The sequence below is a fragment of the Citrobacter sp. 506 genome, from assembly GCF_050434985.1.
GTDB classification, from domain to species: Bacteria; Pseudomonadota; Gammaproteobacteria; order Enterobacterales; family Enterobacteriaceae; genus Citrobacter; species Citrobacter braakii.
Genome location: NZ_JBNDJN010000002.1, coordinates 549,020 through 566,666 on the forward strand (window position 1 = coordinate 549,020; position 17,647 = coordinate 566,666).

Below are 17,647 nucleotides of genomic sequence, written 5' to 3' on the forward strand. Positions count from 1 at the left end.
ATCCCTCCCGTTTGGAGGCGATAGTCTGGCGACAAACGCAGGCTGGCGCAAGAGAGCATTAACAGGCAGATAACATGATTTTTGCCCTATTCGACGCAAATCTGCATCGCAAAATGGCAGCGTTCTCCCTGCGCTAAAACCTGCAATCCCGGCTGCCCCTGCATGTGGTGGGCATTCACCGGATGCGTTTGCGGCTCCAGGCACAAGAACTCCTCACCCGACATTCTGAACAGCATCAACCATGGAGTTTGCGCTAAAATCGTGACTTTCATCACATCTCGCTGAATAACGGCCCGCCCGCTCCAGCCAGAATATCCAACGTTCAGCCAGCTATCCTCGCCGTATTGCGCGTACATGAAATCCGCCGCTGGAGGGATTTCACGTTGCCATTCCAGCGGCAGATGCTGTTCCCCCTCCGGCCAGTAGCCGCCGGTGGTGAATTGCGCCGTGCTGTGCTTATCAAAAGCGAAAAACGGATGGAACCCACAGCCATAAATCATCGGCTGTTCACCGCAATGGGTGAGCGTCAACGAGACGTGCAGGCTTGAGGTTTCCAGTTGATAGCAAAGTTGCGCCGTATAGTCATAGCCACAGGGATGCCAACTGCGCAACTGCAGCAAACAACCGCTTTGGGTCACGGTGATAACCTGCCAGCGTTGCAGCCAGCCGTCACCGTGCAGGAAAAAGGTGTCATCTGCGCCATGTTGAGGTAACACCACCTCTTCACCGCGCAGCATAAAACGATTTCCCGCCACCCGATTCGCGACCGGCAGCATCGGGAACAGGCCGCAATCACCGGGCTGCTGACCATGACCTTCGCGTAAAATTGCCTGTTGATGTTGTAACGAAACCAGACTTAATAGCGAACCGCCCTGCGGATCTACGCACATCCGCAGATGTGCGTTTTGTAGCATCAGCAGACCATCCATTAGCGAGCGCTTCGTTGTTGGGCTGATGCGCCAACTTTCGTATGCTGCGCCGCCAGCTGCTCTTCCAGCGCTTCCAGCGTCACGCCTTTGGTTTCCGGAACATTACGCAGAACATACATGAATCCCATCGCGCAAATCACACCGTACAACAGGAAGCTTCCCGACGCGCCCAGACTCGCATTGAGCAGCGGGAAAGTATAGGTCAGCAGGAAGCAGGCAATCCACAGCGCTAGCGTACCGAGCGACATCGCCAGCCCGCGGACGCGGTTAGGGAAAATTTCAGACAGCAGCACCCAGGTCACCGGGGCCAGCGTCAGGGCATAAATAGCGATCGCCGCCAGCACCAGAACCAGAACCGGCCAACCCATAATGCCCAACCCGTACGCCCCGGCAATCAGCATATAGATAACCGTTAATCCTGACGCCCCGAACAACATCAGTTTACGGCGACCAATTTTGTCTACTAACGGCAGAGCGGCAAGGGTAAAGACCAGATTGATGATCCCTGTCGCCACGATCGATTTTAACGTACCGTTGATGTCGAATCCGGCAGAGGCGAAGATCTCCTGCGCATAGTTGAAAATAACGTTGATCCCACACCACTGCTGGAACACTGCCAGCACCATTCCAATAATCACGATCGGTTTGATCTGCGGTTGTAACAGCGTTGACCACGCGACCTTGTGATTATCTTTTTGCAACGTATGTTCAATCTCTTTCAGCGTTTGACCAGCATATTCCGCCGAACCAATGCGCTGCAGCATGGTACGCGCACGATCGGCTTTGCCTGCTTTCACCAGCCAGCGCGGCGATTCAGGTACAAAGAACATCAGTACCAGGAAAATTATCGCGGGCACTAATTCAGCGCCAAACATCCAACGCCAGCCCGTCTGACCGTTCCAGCTTTCCACAATCGCCTGCTGCGTAGCGCCTGAGGCTACTGGTTCGGCAATCATCAGGTTGATAAGCTGCGCCGCCAGTACGCCAATCACGATAGTGAGCTGGTTAACGGCAACAAAGCGCCCACGCTTTTCAGCCGGGCTAACCTCGGCGATATACAACGGGCTTAGCGCAGACGCCAGACCAATCCCCACGCCTCCAACGATGCGATAAACAATAAACATGTCGAAATTACTGGCGACGGCAGTTCCCCAGGCGGAAGCGCTAAAGAGGATCGCCGAGAGAATCAGCGGCATCTTTCGGCCAAACTTATCGGCGCACCATCCGGAAATCAGCGCGCCAAAGATACAACCGACCAAAGCCGAACTCATCGCCCAGCCGGATTGCGCCGGATCGGTAATCGAGAAATAGGCTTCATAGAAGGGTTTTGCCCCACCGATCACCACCCAGTCATAGCCAAACAGTAAACCACCGCAGGCCGCAACCAGGCAGATAGTCCAGACGTAACCAATCTTTAAATGTGTCTGCGCGTTATTCATTATGATTCCTCTTTCAGGGAAACGCAGGGGACAGTAGGTTTCGGGTGAGGTTGCCCCCACCCATTTCGGGTGTTACTGGAAAAGCCTTACGTTAATGGCGTGACGTAGCAGTAATGCCTTGTCATGCGCCGGATTGAGTTGCAGGAGTGCGTCAAGATCGCGCTGGCAAGCAGCACTATTTCCCAACCCCAGATGCCCGAGCACACTGATAAACAGGCAGTGTTGCTGGTGTTTTGCTTGTGCTGAGGTATCCAGCACCACCAGATCGGGTAGCGATACGGCAAAGAAATCGACATCCGGGACATTGTCGCGATGCGATTCAACCCATTGCAGGAAGCTATTAAACAGAGCGTTCGCCTGAGCATCATCGCCAAGTTTTCTCTGCGCCATACCCTGCCAGAAGAGATAATCCACAGGCTGGTCGTTGTAGTAACGGCCAGCATCCAGTGTGCTACCGCCGCGTGTCGCACGGGAGAAGTAACGCTGGGATTCATCAAAACACCCCTGCTGCTGCGCGCAATGTCCCAGTAAATACCAGATATCGTTATCCGTTTGTCCGGGTAAACGCCCCTCCCCGAGGTTTTGCGGGTAGTGCAACGCCTGTTGCAACTGCGCGATGGCGGTTTGCGGGTCGCCGGACTGAATGGCAGCCAGCGCACGATGCATCTGATTCAGCAGATATTGCCCTGTGGCTTTGCCTTCACCACCTTCCCACGGATGGAACACGCGCTCACGTAATACTGCTGCGGCATCGTCGTAACGCCCTAATCCATTCCACAGACTGAGCAGTTCCACCGTCAGATCATCACGATGGAAGACAATCTCTTTGCTGGCTTCCAGTCGCTGCAGGCGCAGCTCAGCCGGTTGCGCCATCAGCTTCTTGAGATAGTCGAGTTCAAACAGGAAACGGGCATTTTGCGGCTCCAGTGCCACGGCCTGCGACAGATACTGCATCGCCTGCTGCGCATCATGCAGTTTGTTCCAGGCATAGATCCCCAGTAAGCGGTGTACAGGAGCGAAATCCGCTTCCTGCGCAAGGGTAAACTGCCAGCAGGATACCGCTTCGGCATAACGCCGTTTGCTGTACCAGAAACAGCCAAGTAAATAGCGGGCAAAAGCGCTCTGTTCGAGGGTTTGCAGCATCTGCACTTCATCCAGCGTATTGGGGAAACGAACGCGGTTTTGCAGGCATTCGCGGGCACGTTCGATGAAGGGTTGTGGGTTGTCACTTAGCGAGGCGCGCCACAGCATAGGCAGCGTTTCCTGGCTGTCGAGCAGTTCCAGCACGCCACGGGCAGCATCCTTTTGCCCCAATGAGATCAGCCAGCCTGCCAGTTCACACGCGTTGGTACCGCGCCGCCCGGTAATCGAGATCAGCGCTTGTGCCGTCGCCTCGTCCTGACAGATGGCCCAACGCGCATAGTGCAGGGTGTAGCTCAGAGGATAATCAACCAGCTGTTGGCGAATGTAGTCCAGGGCTTGCGGAATGCGATCAAGTTTTGCCAGCGCCAGCGCTTTCAGTCCCATCGCCAGGTTATTACTGCCGTTAAAGCGCAGGCTCTGCTCGACCTTTTCCAACGCGCCAACGTAGTCCTGACGCTTCATCGCCAGACGCGCTAACGACCAGAAAGCCGCATCCCGACAGTTGCCGCTCCAACTGGCCTTATAATAATTATCCCAAGCACTGTCATCGTCGCCCTGACGTTCCTGTGCGGCAGCCAGCAGCATGCTCGCCTCGCCATCACGCGGATTTTTATTGAGCTTATGCGCCCGTTCCAGCGCCTTACTCGCACAATACGCCGCCAGCGCCCAGTCCGCGCGGTTTAGCGCCAGCGTCCCCAGGGCCACATTATTGCGGTAATCCAGCGGATCAACATCCAGCGCGCGGCGATAATAATCTTCAGCATAGCGGCTGGCATGGTTGTACTGCTCCAGATGCTGACCAATAAAATAGAGTTCATCGGTATTAGAGAGTGCTTCTGGCTGTGCTGGCGCGACGGCCGCCGAAGGCAGCGGTAACTCTTGCGCAATGTGCTCTTCGTACTGCAAAAGCGTAGTGCCATCGGCGTTAGTGACGGTCATTGTCACCCGGGTATGGCCATTGTCTGACACATCAGCCAGCCAGCTCTGTCCCGGCTCCAGAGTGAGTGTATTTTCATAGAATGGCTGCCCGTGTGCGGCAAGCGTAACCTGAACATCGCGTAACGGCGCAATCGCATAAATGCCCACAGAAAGCTGGCGACTCTCACGCACCAGACGAAGCGCCAACTGCGTGCTGGCGTTTTGCACCATACCCAGTTCGCTGTAAGGCAGGAAGTTTTGCACGAAGACTTTCTCTTCGTACGGCGCAAGCCAGGTGAAATCCGGCTGGTTATCGGTAAAGACCCCGGTCATAAGTTCGATATACGGACCGTTGTCATCAGTGAGATTACGATCCCAGGCAACGCCAAAGTCGCCATAACCCCAAGTCCACTGTTTTTTCCCTGGCGAAACGTGGTGATCGGCCACATGCAGCAACCCACCGCGCTCGCCGTGATGCCAGGCACCAACAAAATCATAATCAGATTTTTCAGCCATATAGGAGGTCGGCACTGGTACGTTTTTGTAGCGCGAGATATCCACGCCAGCCGAATAGTCCACTTTGTAGTATGTGCCGGTGGCGATGGGAAACGCAGAAACATCGCGCTTACCGTGGTCGAATACCGCCGTCACATCCGGTGGAAACACGCTTTGGTGATCGTCGCCGCCCTTCACCGCCGGATTCGCCCACCATAAGAAGTGGCGCGGGGTAGCGTTACCGTTAAAAACCTTCCCGGTTATCTCGATCAACGCGCGATCCGGATACAGCGTGAATCCGGTCATGACCTGTAAACCACGCATGGGCTCTACCTCGCCCATCCAGACGGTGTATTCGCCCTGCTCACCCTGCTGTTGCGTAAAATCCACCGGCATAAAGGTGGTCGGGCGATGATGTTGCGGCCAGTTAAACTCAATGCCGCCAGAGATCCACGGCCCAAGCAGACCGACCAGCGCAGGTTTTACCACTTCGTTGTAGTAGACGAAGTCGCGCTGCTGCACTTTGTCATACGCTCGATGAATGCGTCCGCCTAACTCCGGCAGCAGCATGATGCGAATGAAGTCATTCTCCATCCATACCGCCTGATAGTCGCGCATTTCACGTTTGCCGGTCAGCGTATCAATCACGCCATAGGGATAAACCGCTCCTGAAGACCCCTGATAAACTCGCTTTTCCAGAAACATTGGGTTGGCGTCTTCTTCACCCGCTGTCCACGTGGGGAGGGTGATCGTTTCCTGCCAAACTTTTACTGAACCGTACATGCCGCGCTCCACTTAATAAACAAAAGTAAAAATTCAACTTGATGCTATTCTGCGGCAGTTAAGTGGCGTTAAAATGCGCAATGCTCACGCAATATAGTTAAGGGAGTTAAGTGAATGCAGCGTTCGGGGTTCAACAACGCCAGGGTACGTCAGGCGAATAAACAGATTTTTTTGTCACATCTGTGGCGAGAAAAGCAGCTCAGCAAGTCACAGCTGGCGCAGCTCACCAGCCTGTCGATCCCGGCGGTTAGCAATATCCTCGAAGAACTGATGGATGAAGGAAGAATCAGCCATTCGCGAGAAACTTTAAGCCAGCGCGGTTTGAGCAGTGGCAGTTATCATTTGCCAGAAAAAGGTGCCTGGACGCTGTGTATCAACGTCACCCCCACCAGCATCACCAGTCAACTGGCGGATGCTCGGCTGGTTGCCGTCGGCGACTGGCAGCATGAAGTCATCAACCCCGAATCGCCAAAAGCGCTGCTGACAGCATTGGCGGCGCACTGGCGGGAATACCGTCGACAATTTCCCGAGGTCACAATTAATCTGGCGCTTGGCGTTCACGGTCAGGTTGATCCGATAACCGGCGCATCAAAAACCATGCCTCAGGCACCGTGGAAAACACCGGTGGAAATAAAATATCTGCTGGAGGAGATGCTCGGCGTACAGGTCCGGCTGGATAATGACTGCGTGATGCTGGCGCTGGCGGAAAAATGGCAAAACCCGGCGGCTAACGGTGATTTTTGCGTGATTAACGTTGATTACGGTATTGGCTCATCGTTTGTGATTAACGATAACATCTGGCGCGGGAGTCTGTATGGCAGCGGTCAGATTGGACATACCATCATTCATCCCGATGGGATCGCCTGTGACTGTGGCCGTTATGGCTGTCTGGAAACAGTGGCGTCATTGAGCGCGTTGAAAAAGCAGGCCCGCGTGTGGATGAAATCGCAGCCGACATCCCTTTACGACCCGGAAACGCTCACCACCGACCAGCTTATTACTGCCTGGCAACACGGAGATGTTCGCATTCAGGCCTGGGCCGAACATGCCGCCAGCGCCATCGGCCTGAGTCTTTATAATTTTTTGAATATACTGAACATTAATCAAATATGGTTGTATGGTCGTAGCTGTGCATTTGGCGATAGCTGGCTCAATACGCTGGTACAGCAAACCGGGTTTAATCCGTTCGATCACGGCGATAACCCGCGTGCCAGAGCAACTCAGATAAGCTTCGGTCAGCTTAATCGCCCTCAGCAACTCATGGGAATTGGCTATCTTTATGTCGAATCACAGCTTAGCGAGCTGTAGTCATTACTCCGCCAGGCTCACGGCTAAACGTTCATGCACAGTGGCGATAAAATCGGTCAATGCCGGTTTGATTGGCCCTTTTTTCCACGCCATCAGCAGGGCAATGGTCGGAACATCGCCAACAATAGGCCGAAAAACCACCTGCCCGGTATTAAAATTATTCATATAACCGGGTATCAAAGTCACCCCCAGCCCCATGCCGACCAGATTCATGGTCACCAGAATATTGGTCGCTACCTGCACAATATTGGGCTGGCTTTCCTGCTGCTGAAACCAGTTTTTGACAATCATCGCTAGCGCCCCGGAATAAGCGGGATCGGTACTGACAAAATTTACGCCATGTAACTGTTCTGCGGAGATCGCTTGCTCATTGGCTAACGGATGATTCACCGGTAACACCACGACCAGCGGCTCATGAATCAGCTCCAGATAATCCAGCTCCGGGCTGTACACCGGGTGACGCATTAAGCCCACGTCCAGTTCTCCGTTGAGGATCCTTTCTTCCTGTTCGGTGGTTATCAGACTTACCAGCTCAATGTGTGTATCCGGTTGTTTTAAACGAAATAAGGGCAGCACTTTCGGGAGCAAATTCACCTCAGCGGAAGGGACAAAACCAATAGCGAAATGATTATCTTCCTGCCCCGTTTTACGGGCACGAACTTTGGCATTTTCCGCCTGCTCAAGGATCGACAGCGCATCCTGTAAAAAGCACTCCCCGGCCGCCGTCAGCGCAACTTTTCGCTTATCCCGCACCAGTAACGGAACGCCCACGCAGGTTTCCAGATCGCGGATCTGGCTGCTTAACGACGGCTGAGAGGTATGCAGCTTTTCTGCCGCCCGGGTGAAATTCAGCGCCTGCGCCACCGCCACAAAATAGCGTAAGTGCCTCAGTTCCATGCCCTTCTCCTTGTTATCGAAAAAATGTCTCAACTGGTAGAAATTTACTATTTCACAGATTGATAACTAACCAGCAACATCCTTATGGCACAAAAATAGAAGGTCAATACATCTTACCTTTCAGGATTAAAAAATATGACCACACCCTCAAATTTAGACATCTACCAACTGATCGACACGCAAAACGGTCGTGTAACCCCACGGATTTATACTGACCCAGAAATTTACCAACTGGAGCTGGAGCGCATCTTCGGGCGCTGCTGGCTATTTCTCGCCCACGAAAGCCAAATCCCCAAAGCCGGTGATTTTTTTAACACCTACATGGGCGAGGATGCGGTCGTGGTGGTTCGCCAGAAAGACGGCAGCATCAAAGCGTTTCTCAACCAGTGCCGCCACCGGGCGATGCGCGTCAGCTACGCCGACTGCGGGAACACTCGCGCCTTTACCTGCCCGTATCACGGCTGGTCGTACGGTATCAATGGCGAGCTGATCGATGTCCCGCTGGAGCCTCGCGCTTACCCGCAAGGGCTATGCAAATCGCACTGGGGACTGAACGAAGTTCCTGGCGTAGAGAGCTATAAAGGGCTGATTTTCGGCAACTGGGACACCACCGCGCCCACGCTACGCGATTATCTCGGCGACATTGCGTGGTATCTCGACGGCGTGCTTGACCGCCGCGAAGGCGGCACAGAAATCGTCGGCGGCGTACAGAAGTGGACCATCGACTGTAACTGGAAATTCCCCGCCGAACAGTTTGCCAGCGATCAGTATCACGCATTGTTCAGTCATGCCTCCGCTGTGCAGGTGTTGGGGGCAAAAGACGACGGTAGCGATAAACGCCTCGGTGACGGACAAACCGCTCGCCCGGTGTGGGAAACCGCCAAAGATGCACTACAGTTCGGCCAGGACGGGCACGGCAGCGGCTTCTTCTTTACCGAAAAGCCGGATGCCAACGTGTGGGTCGACGGCGAAGTCTCCAGCTACTACCGCGACACCTACGCGGAAGCTGAACAGCGTCTGGGTAAGGTTCGTGCCCTGCGTCTGGCCGGTCACAACAACATTTTTCCAACGCTTTCCTGGCTCAATGGTACCGCTACGTTGCGCGTCTGGCATCCGCGCGGTCCTGATCAGGTTGAAGTGTGGGCGTTCTGTATTACCGATAAAGCCGCCTCTGATGAAGTGAAATCCGCATTTGAAAACAGCGCTACGCGCGCTTTTGGCCCCGCCGGATTCCTTGAACAGGACGACTCGGAAAACTGGTGTGAAATTCAAAAACTGCTGAAGGGCCATCGGGCGCGTAATAGCAAACTGTGCCTGGAAATGGGGTTAGGTCAGGAGAGACGTCGTGAAGACGGCATTCCGGGGATCACCAACTACATCTTCTCAGAAACTGCCGCCCGCGGCATGTATCAGCGCTGGGCTGATTTACTCAGCAGCGAAAGCTGGCAGGAAGTGCAGGAAAAAACCGCCGCTTACCAGCAGGAGGTGATGAAATGAGTGCTTTAGTTTCCCTGGAACTGCATCACCGCATTACGCAGTTTCTCTACCATGAAGCCAGCCTGCTGGATGACTGGCAGTTTCGCGACTGGCTGGCGCAGCTGGATGACGACATTCGCTATACCATGCGCACAACGGTCAATGCCCAGACGCGCGATCGTCGCAAAGGCGTGCAGCCGCCAACCACCTGGATTTTTAACGACAACAAAGATCAGCTTGAACGCCGTATTGCGCGACTGGAAACCGGAATGGCCTGGGCAGAGGAGCCGCCGTCGCGTACCCGACACCTGATCAGCAACTGCCAGGTCAGTGAAACCGAAGTGCCGGATGTGTTCGCCGTGCGCCTTAACTATCTGCTGTATCGCGCGCAAAAAGAGCGCGATGAAACCTTTTACGTCGGCATGCGCATGGACAAAGTGCGCCGTTTACCGGGCGATGAGTGGCGCTTACTGGAGCGTGAGATCGTGCTGGATCAAGCGGTGATCACCTCCCATAACCTGAGTGTATTGTTCTGATGAGTCGTATTTATGCCTGCCCCGTAGGGGATTTGCCGGAGGGTGAAGCGCTCCGGCTCGACACCTCGCCCGTCATCGCGCTGTTCAACGTTGGCGGCGAGTTTTATGCCATTAACGATCGCTGTAGCCACGGTAATGCCTCGATGTCGGAAGGTTATCTGGAAGACGACGCGACGGTGGAATGCCCGCTGCATGCCGCCAGTTTCTGCCTGAAAACCGGTAAGGCGTTGTGTTTACCTGCCACCGATCCGCTGACCACCTACGCGGTGTACGTGGAAGGTAGCGATGTGTTCGTTGATATTCCAGAGGACGCGAGATGAGCGATTTACGCGATAACGTGGTCTTTATCACCGGCGGCGGCTCCGGTCTTGGCCTGGCGCTGGTCGAGCGTTTCATTGAGGAAGGCGCGCGGGTCGCCACGCTGGAACTTTCGCCAGCCAAAGTCGCCAGCCTGCGCCAACGTTTTGGCGAACATGTGCTGGCAGTAGAAGGCAACGTCACCTGCTACGCCGACTATCAGCGCGCGGTGGATCAAATTCTGGCGCGCTACGGCACGCTGGACTGTTTGATCGGCAACGCCGGGATATGGGATCACAACGCCTCGCTGGTCAATACGCCAGCAGACGCGCTGGAGAGCGGCTTTCATGAGCTGTTTAACGTCAACGTGCTGGGCTATCTGCTGGGCGCAAAAGCCTGCGCCCCTGCGCTTATCGCCAGCGAAGGCAACATCATCTTTACCCTTTCCAACGCGGCGTGGTATCCCGGCGGCGGCGGTCCGTTGTATACCGCCTCTAAACATGCCGCCACCGGGTTGATTCGCCAGTTAGCCTACGAGCTGGCGCCAAAGGTGCGCGTCAACGGCGTCGGTCCGTGCGGTATGGCGACCGATCTGCGCGGCCCACAGGCACTGGGCCAGGGCGATACGTCGATTATGCAGTCGCTGACGCCGGAAAAAATCGCCGCCATTTTGCCGTTGCAGTTTTTTCCTGAGCCAGCGGATTTTACCGGCCCGTATGTGATGCTGGCGTCAAAGCGCAACAATCGCACATTGAGTGGCGTGATGATCAATGCCGATGCCGGTTTGGGCATTCGCGGTATTCGTCACGTTGCCGCCGGACTGGATCTCTGAGGAGGCGTTATGAGCCATAAAATTATCGCTATCGTCGGCGGTGGTCAGGCTGCGGCAATGGCCGCCGTCGCACTGCGTCAGCAAGGATTTAACGGCGAATTGCATCTGTTTTCCGATGAGCCGTATCTGCCCTATGAACGCCCTCCGCTCTCCAAAGCGATGCTGCTGGACGAAAATCCACAGCGACAGCCGATCCTGAATGCTGACTGGTGGCTGGAGAACAACGTACAGCTGCATCTTGGCGTCACGCTGCGTCAGATTGACCGCACCTCGCGCACGCTGATGCTCGCCGATGGTCAGTCCTACCGCTGGTCGCAGTTGCTGTTGGCGACCGGGGCCGCCGCCAGACCGCTGCCGCTACTGGATAAACTGGGCGAACGTTGCTTTACCCTGCGTCACGCCACAGATGTCGAGCGTCTGCGCGGTGCCTTGCTGCCGGGCAAGGCGATTGTGATTGTCGGTGCGGGCACCATTGGCCTGGAATTAGCGGCCAGCGCGATCCAACGCGGCTGTCGGGTGACGTTAGTGGAGCTGGCCTCAACGGTAATGGGTCGCAACGCCCCAGCTCCGGTGCGCGACTATCTGCTAAACCGCCACCGACAGGCAGGGGTGCGGGTGCTGCTCAACAGCGCCATTGAGCACGCTGAAGCGGGAGAGTTTCTCTCGCTTACCCTGCAAAACGGCGAGATGCTACAGGCCGATGCGCTGGTTTATGGCATCGGTATCGTGGCGAATGATGCGCTGGCTCGCGAAGCGGGGCTGGAGACGGCTAACGGTATTATCGTTGACTCCGCCTGCATCACCTCCGATCCCGCGATTTTTGCCGCCGGTGATGTGGCGATAACGCGCCAGCCCGACGGTTCGTTAGAACGGGTAGAAAGCTGGGAAAATGCCAATAACCAGGCACAGATTGCCGCTGCCGCAATGCTTAATCTGCCGTTGCCGGAGAAGACGCCAGGCTGGTTCTGGACCGACCAATTTAATGACAATCTGCAATTTGTTGGCGGTATGCAAGGGCAAACATGGTTATGTCGTGGCAATCCAGATGACGGCAAGGCTATCTGGTTCCACCTGCGTGATGGGAAGCTAATTGGCGCAGTAGCGCTCAACAATGGACGCGAAGTGCGCGCACTGCGTAAGTTAATTCATTCAGGACGAGTGGTAAGCGAGGAAGCGTTGTGCGATGAAGGCGTAGCGCTGAAGTCGTTGTGATAGCAGCCTGAAAAGCGCAGCGCTATCAGGCATTAAAAAAGGCCGCATCAGCGGCCTTTTGTTTTGCGTTAAGCAGAATTACGCGTAAACCGGGAAGCGTGCGCAGATATCCAGAACTTTACCTTTGACGCGCTCGATAACGGCTTCGTCATTGATGTTGTCCAGAACGTCACACATCCAGCCAGCCAGCTCTTTCACTTCCGCTTCTTTAAAGCCACGGCGAGTTACAGCCGGAGAACCGATACGGATACCGGAAGTCACAAACGGGCTCTTCGGATCGTTCGGCACGCTGTTTTTGTTAACAGTGATGTTAGCGCGGCCCAGTGCGGCGTCAGCTTCTTTACCGGTCAGGTTTTTATCAACCAGATCCAGCAGGAACAGGTGGTTTTCAGTACCGCCAGAAACCACTTTGTAGCCACGGTTCAGGAACACTTCCACCATCGCTTTGGCGTTTTTGGCAACCTGCTGCTGGTAAACCTTAAACTCAGGTTCCATCGCTTCTTTCAGCGCCACGGCTTTCGCTGCGATCACGTGCATCAGCGGGCCGCCCTGCGCGCTTGGGAACACCGCGGAGTTCAGCTTTTTGTACAGCTCTTCGTCACCGCCTTTCGCCAGGATCAGGCCGCCGCGCGGACCCGCCAGGGTTTTGTGGGTGGTGGTGGTCACTACGTGCGCGTGTGGAACCGGGTTCGGGTAAACGCCTGCGGCGATCAGGCCCGCAACGTGCGCCATGTCAACGAACAGGTATGCGCCAATGCTGTCGGCGATTTCACGCATTTTTGCCCAGTCAACAACGCCGGAGTAAGCAGAGAAGCCGCCGATGATCATCTTCGGCTTGTGCTCTTTGGCCTGCTTAGCCATATCTTCGTAGTCAATTTTACCGGACTCATCAATACCGTAAGGAATGATGTTGTACAGCTTGCCAGAGAAGTTAACCGGGGAACCGTGAGTCAGGTGGCCGCCTTGCGCCAGGTTCATGCCCAGAACGGTATCACCCGGTTGCAGCAGAGCGGTGTAAACAGCGAAGTTAGCCTGAGAGCCGGAGTGCGGCTGTACGTTAGCGTAGTCAGCGCCAAACAGCTCTTTTGCACGATCGATAGCCAATTGCTCAACGATATCAACGTACTCACAACCGCCGTAGTAGCGCTTGCCCGGATAACCTTCAGCGTATTTGTTGGTCAGCTGAGAACCCTGCGCCTGCATAACACGCGGGCTGGTGTAGTTTTCGGAGGCGATCAGTTCGATGTGCTCTTCCTGACGTACTTTTTCCTGCTCCATAGCCTGCCACAGTTCGGCATCATAATCGGCAATGTTCATTTCACGCTTTAACATCCGCATCTCCTGACTCAGCTAACAATAGAATTTCGGCCTAAAAAGGCAGTCCCGTTGGACGACGGCGAACAGTATAACCGAATCATTCTTCGATAACAGGTCTTGACAAAGGATTTTACGCAAACGATTACCTTCACGGCACGCAAGGCTTTGGAGAACAAAGGTCTGCTGAATTTCAACGGATTTCTTTTCAGGTTTGTGATGCAGATTTTTCACGATGTAACCTTTACAACGCAAAGTGACAAAGAACCATTTACAATGCAGGGGTATTTTTTATAAGATGCATTTGACATACATCATTAAAATTTCAGATAAAGGAAGACCGTATGCTTGACGCACAAACCATCGCTACAGTGAAAGCCACCATTCCCCTGCTGGTTGAAACAGGCCCGAAGCTGACCGCACATTTCTACGATCGCATGTTTACGCATAACCCAGAGCTGAAAGAAATCTTCAACATGAGTAACCAGCGTAATGGCGATCAGCGAGAAGCGCTGTTTAACGCTATTGCCGCGTATGCCAGCAATATCGAGAACCTGGCGGCGCTGTTGCCTGCCGTTGAGAAAATCGCGCAGAAGCATACCAGCTTCCAGATTAAACCGGAGCAGTACAACATCGTAGGTGGCCATTTGCTGGCAACGCTGGACGAAATGTTCAGCCCAGGCCAGGAAGTTCTGGATGCATGGGGCAAAGCATACGGCGTGCTGGCGAACGTTTTCATCAACCGTGAAGCGCAGATCTACAGTGAAAATGCCAATAAAAATGGCGGCTGGGAAGGTACCCGTCCTTTCCACATCGTGGCAAAAACCCCACGCAGTGCGCTTATCACCAGCTTTGAATTTGAACCTGTCGACGGTGGCGCAGTGGCTGAATATCATCCGGGGCAATACCTGGGCGTCTGGCTGAAGCCGGAAGGTTTCCCGCATCAGGAAATTCGTCAGTACTCACTGACCCGTAAACCCGATGGCAAAGGCTACCGTATTGCTGTGAAGCGTGAAGACGGTGGTCAGGTTTCCACCTGGCTGCACAACCATGCGAATGTGGGCGACGTCGTTCACTTAGCTGCACCTGCGGGCGATTTCTTTATGGACGTTGCGACCGATACCCCAGTGTCTCTGATTTCAGCAGGCGTGGGTCAAACCCCGATGCTGGCGATGCTGGATACGCTGGCAAAAGCGAATCATACGGCGCAGGTTAACTGGTTCCACGCGGCAGAAAATGGCGATGTACATGCCTTTGCCGATGAAGTGAATGAACTGGGCAAAACGCTGCCACGCTTTAGCGCACACACCTGGTATCGTGAGCCAACCGAAGCCGATCGCGCGAAAGGTGCGTTTGATAGCGTTGGTCTGATGGATTTGAACAGACTGGAAGGCGCAATCAGCGATCCGGCGATGCAGTTTTATCTGTGCGGTCCGGTTGGCTTTATGCAGTTTGCCGCGAAGCAGCTGATCGGTCTGGGCGTGAAAAACGAGAACATTCATTACGAATGCTTCGGCCCGCATAAAGTCTTGTAATTACTCATGCCTGATGGCGCTGCGCCATCAGGCAAGCACGGCGCGGCTTAGATTGCCGCGTCGTCTTCTTCACCGGTGCGAATACGAATCACGCGTGCCACGTCGAAGACAAAAATCTTACCGTCACCGATTTTACCGGTCTGGGCAGTACGAATAATGGTGTCGACGCAGGTATCGACGATGTCGTCGGTGACCACAATTTCAATTTTTACCTTCGGCAGAAAATCCACCATATATTCCGCACCACGGTACAGCTCAGTATGGCCTTTCTGACGGCCAAACCCTTTCACTTCTGTTACAGTCATACCGGTAATGCCGACTTCAGCCAGCGCTTCGCGGACGTCGTCCAGCTTGAAGGGTTTAATAATCGCATCAATCTTTTTCATGCTATTCCTTGAAAAGGTCGCCTGTCTTTTGATCGAATAAAACTAACATAATCCGCAGATTTATTCTTTGAAATCGTTTGCATCCAGCTCATGGCGAGAGAGCAACTTGTAGAATTCGGTGCGGTTGCGCCCCGCCATTCGCGCCGCATGGGTCACATTGCCCTTGGTAATTTGCAACAGCTTACGCAGGTAGTTGAGTTCAAACTGGTTACGCGCTTCAACAAAGGTCGGCAGCGCGGTGTTCTCCCCTTCCAGCGCCTGCTCCACCAGCGCGTCGCTGATCACCGGCGAAGAGGTCAACGCCACGCACTGCTCAATCACGTTAACCAACTGACGCACGTTACCAGGCCAACTGGCGGTCATTAACCGTTTCATGGCATCGGTCGAAAAGGCGCGCACGAACGGTTTGTGTCGTTCAGCAGACTGGCGCAGCAGATGGTTTGCCAGTAGCGGAATATCTTCCGTACGCTCGGCCAGCGCCGGGATCTTCAGGCTCACCACGTTGAGGCGATAGTACAAATCTTCGCGAAATTCCCCCCGAGCCATCGCTTTGGGTAAATCACGGTGGGTCGCGGAAACGATCCGCACATCAATATCGATATCGCGGTTACTGCCCAGCGGCCTGACTTTTCGCTCCTGCAATACACGTAGCAATTTAACCTGCAACGGCGCGGGCATATCGCCAATCTCATCGAGAAACAGCGTCCCGCCTTCCGCGGCCTGAAACAGCCCTTCACGATTGCTCACCGCACCGGTAAAAGCGCCGCGCGCATGACCAAACAGCTCAGACTCCAGCAGTTGTTCCGGCAATGCGCCACAGTTAATGGCAATAAAAGGCTTGTGGCTGCGCGGGCTGGCGTTGTGAATGGCCTGGGCAAAAACTTCTTTCCCGGTTCCGCTTTGGCCGTTGATCAATACGCTTACGTCCGATTGCGCCACCATGCGCGCCTGTTCCAGCAGGCGCAGCATCAGTGGGCTGCGGGTGACGATGGACTCACGCCAGCTGTCATCAGCGGCAGGCGCAGACTGTTCCAACGCCCCGTCGATCGCATGGTATAACGCGTCTTTATCGACCGGCTTAGTGAGAAAGCTGAACACCCCTTGCTGAGTCGCCGCAACGGCGTCGGGGATGGAACCGTGAGCGGTGAGGATAATAACCGGCATTCCCGGCTGCACTTTCTGGATTTCAGTAAACAGCTGCATGCCGTCCATTTCATCCATGCGCAGATCGCTAATAACCAGATCCACTTTTTCACGGTTAAGCACCCGTAGCCCTTCCTGCCCGCTTTCTGCGGTTACGACGCTGTAGCCTTCGCTGGTCAGGCGCATTCCAAGTAATTTCAACAGGCCGGGATCGTCATCCACCAGCAGCAGATGCGCGGGCTTACGGCTTATCATGGCGTGACCTCATCGGCAGACGACGCTGCGCCTTCCTCGTTATCAGGTGGGGTGAGTTTATCGTTCCCGTGCGGCGCATCAGGGTTGTAACTACCGGCAGGTTTGCGCGTGGAAAGCTGGCGTTCGATATCGGTCAGATTCTCCAGCTTGCGGGTCGTGAGATCGAGCTGAGACTGCAAGTGTTGTTGCTGCTGACGTAACGTATCAAGATCGCTGTCTGATGCCTGCTGAAGCTTGCTGTAGCGCATACGCTCTTCGGCCAGTTGCAACTGCAACGTCTGACTGCTGCGCCAGACCTGATACAGCGGGCGTACCTGTGGCGGAATTTGCGGGCTTAATGCGTCGAGGCGCGTAACCGTCTCCCGCCTTTCAGGCGGCGTAATGTTGGCGTTATCAAGCAGGATCCCGCGCCTGAAAGCCCCCTGCCAGGTATCAGGCATCATCGTGCTGGCTTCACTACGCGCCTGTACCGGCATCAGGCGATTGGCGCAATCCATCGCCCGCAGCCAGTACAGCGGATTGGTCTCTGTGGGCTGACCAGACAGCGACCAGATATCGCTACAGTCGGTTGCAAGGTAGTCCGCCAGTTGATGAGGCGGAATTTTCTCCTGCGAGGGGTCGCCGATAATATGATTCACCGCGTTCGGGACGCAGCCTACCAGCGCCAGACACGGCAGGCTTGCGAGGATGACGCGACGGAAAAAATGTCGTTTAAGCATTCGGACAACAACGTATGGCATACTCACCAG

Annotated in this window: 15 protein-coding genes; 7 read left to right on the forward strand and 8 right to left on the reverse strand. The window is 54.8% G+C overall.

Annotated elements, in window-relative coordinates; translation table 11 throughout:
- Positions 1-86 precede the first annotated feature (86 nt).
- From ABIE10_RS12685 to ABIE10_RS12695, 3 genes are all read right to left on the reverse strand, one after another.
- On the reverse strand, positions 87-929 hold the full coding sequence (locus ABIE10_RS12685; RefSeq protein ID WP_046275224.1) for an aldose 1-epimerase: 843 nt from the start codon (positions 927-929) through the stop codon (positions 87-89).
- Complete coding sequence (locus ABIE10_RS12690) at positions 929-2,368, reverse strand: sugar porter family MFS transporter (RefSeq protein WP_046275225.1); 1,440 nt, start codon at positions 2,366-2,368, stop codon at positions 929-931. The genes ABIE10_RS12685 and ABIE10_RS12690 overlap by 1 nt, the downstream gene beginning before the upstream one ends.
- A gap of 72 nt (positions 2,369-2,440) precedes the next feature.
- Positions 2,441-5,707 carry a DUF5107 domain-containing protein gene (locus ABIE10_RS12695; RefSeq protein WP_429155913.1) on the reverse strand — a complete coding sequence of 1,089 codons (3,267 nt, stop codon included), beginning with the start codon at positions 5,705-5,707 and terminating at the stop codon, positions 2,441-2,443.
- Positions 5,708-5,821: 114 nt separating this feature from the next.
- Here ABIE10_RS12695 and ABIE10_RS12700 point away from each other — a divergent pair, with 114 nt between their 5' ends.
- The gene (locus ABIE10_RS12700) at positions 5,822-7,015 is read left to right on the forward strand and encodes an ROK family transcriptional regulator (protein WP_046275227.1); all 1,194 of its coding nucleotides are present in this window, start codon (positions 5,822-5,824) and stop codon (positions 7,013-7,015) included.
- A 3-nt stretch (positions 7,016-7,018) separates the two neighbouring features.
- On the opposite strand, the gene hcaR is transcribed toward ABIE10_RS12700, so the two are convergent.
- On the reverse strand, positions 7,019-7,912 hold the full coding sequence (gene hcaR, locus ABIE10_RS12705; RefSeq protein ID WP_429155916.1) for a DNA-binding transcriptional regulator HcaR: 894 nt from the start codon (positions 7,910-7,912) through the stop codon (positions 7,019-7,021).
- A 135-nt stretch (positions 7,913-8,047) separates the two neighbouring features.
- Here hcaR and hcaE point away from each other — a divergent pair, with 135 nt between their 5' ends.
- Genes hcaE through hcaD form a run of 5 tightly spaced genes read left to right on the forward strand, consistent with a single transcriptional unit; the run spans position 8,048 to position 12,265 of the window.
- Complete coding sequence (hcaE, locus tag ABIE10_RS12710; protein ID WP_429155918.1) at positions 8,048-9,409, forward strand: 3-phenylpropionate/cinnamic acid dioxygenase subunit alpha; 1,362 nt, start codon at positions 8,048-8,050, stop codon at positions 9,407-9,409.
- Positions 9,406-9,924 carry a 3-phenylpropionate/cinnamic acid dioxygenase subunit beta gene (gene hcaF / locus ABIE10_RS12715; protein WP_016154024.1) on the forward strand — a complete coding sequence of 173 codons (519 nt, stop codon included), beginning with the start codon at positions 9,406-9,408 and terminating at the stop codon, positions 9,922-9,924. The genes hcaE and hcaF overlap by 4 nt, the downstream gene beginning before the upstream one ends.
- The gene (gene hcaC, locus ABIE10_RS12720) at positions 9,924-10,244 is read left to right on the forward strand and encodes a 3-phenylpropionate/cinnamic acid dioxygenase ferredoxin subunit (protein ID WP_016154025.1); all 321 of its coding nucleotides are present in this window, start codon (positions 9,924-9,926) and stop codon (positions 10,242-10,244) included. The genes hcaF and hcaC overlap by 1 nt, the downstream gene beginning before the upstream one ends.
- Complete coding sequence (gene hcaB, locus ABIE10_RS12725) at positions 10,241-11,053, forward strand: 3-phenylpropionate-dihydrodiol/cinnamic acid-dihydrodiol dehydrogenase (RefSeq protein ID WP_019077395.1); 813 nt, start codon at positions 10,241-10,243, stop codon at positions 11,051-11,053. The genes hcaC and hcaB overlap by 4 nt, the downstream gene beginning before the upstream one ends.
- Before the next feature lie 9 nt (positions 11,054-11,062).
- The gene (gene hcaD / locus ABIE10_RS12730; protein ID WP_429155921.1) at positions 11,063-12,265 is read left to right on the forward strand and encodes a phenylpropionate dioxygenase ferredoxin reductase subunit; all 1,203 of its coding nucleotides are present in this window, start codon (positions 11,063-11,065) and stop codon (positions 12,263-12,265) included.
- 78 nt (positions 12,266-12,343) lie between these two features.
- Here hcaD and glyA read toward each other — a convergent pair whose 3' ends face one another.
- Positions 12,344-13,597, reverse strand: a complete 1,254-nt coding sequence (gene glyA / locus ABIE10_RS12735) for a serine hydroxymethyltransferase (protein WP_003835277.1) — start codon at positions 13,595-13,597, stop codon at positions 12,344-12,346.
- A 326-nt stretch (positions 13,598-13,923) separates the two neighbouring features.
- On the opposite strand from glyA, the gene hmpA reads away from it, so the two are divergent.
- A complete protein-coding gene (gene hmpA / locus ABIE10_RS12740) occupies positions 13,924-15,114 on the forward strand; it encodes an NO-inducible flavohemoprotein (RefSeq protein ID WP_200080360.1) in 1,191 nt (396 codons plus the stop codon).
- 47 nt (positions 15,115-15,161) lie between these two features.
- Here the strand turns inward: hmpA and glnB are convergent, their stop codons facing one another.
- Genes glnB through qseG form a run of 3 tightly spaced genes read right to left on the reverse strand, consistent with a single transcriptional unit; the run spans position 15,162 to position 17,638 of the window.
- The gene (glnB, locus tag ABIE10_RS12745) at positions 15,162-15,500 is read right to left on the reverse strand and encodes a nitrogen regulatory protein P-II (RefSeq protein ID WP_002914032.1); all 339 of its coding nucleotides are present in this window, start codon (positions 15,498-15,500) and stop codon (positions 15,162-15,164) included.
- Between the two features lie 60 nt (positions 15,501-15,560).
- Positions 15,561-16,895 (reverse strand): two-component system response regulator GlrR, encoded by a 1,335-nt coding sequence (glrR, locus tag ABIE10_RS12750; RefSeq protein ID WP_304412487.1) that lies wholly within the window; start codon positions 16,893-16,895, stop codon positions 15,561-15,563.
- Entirely contained in the window at positions 16,895-17,638 is a 744-nt protein-coding gene (gene qseG, locus ABIE10_RS12755; RefSeq protein WP_016157162.1) for a two-component system QseEF-associated lipoprotein QseG, read from the reverse strand. The genes glrR and qseG overlap by 1 nt, the downstream gene beginning before the upstream one ends.
- Between the last annotated feature and the right edge of the window lie 9 nt (positions 17,639-17,647).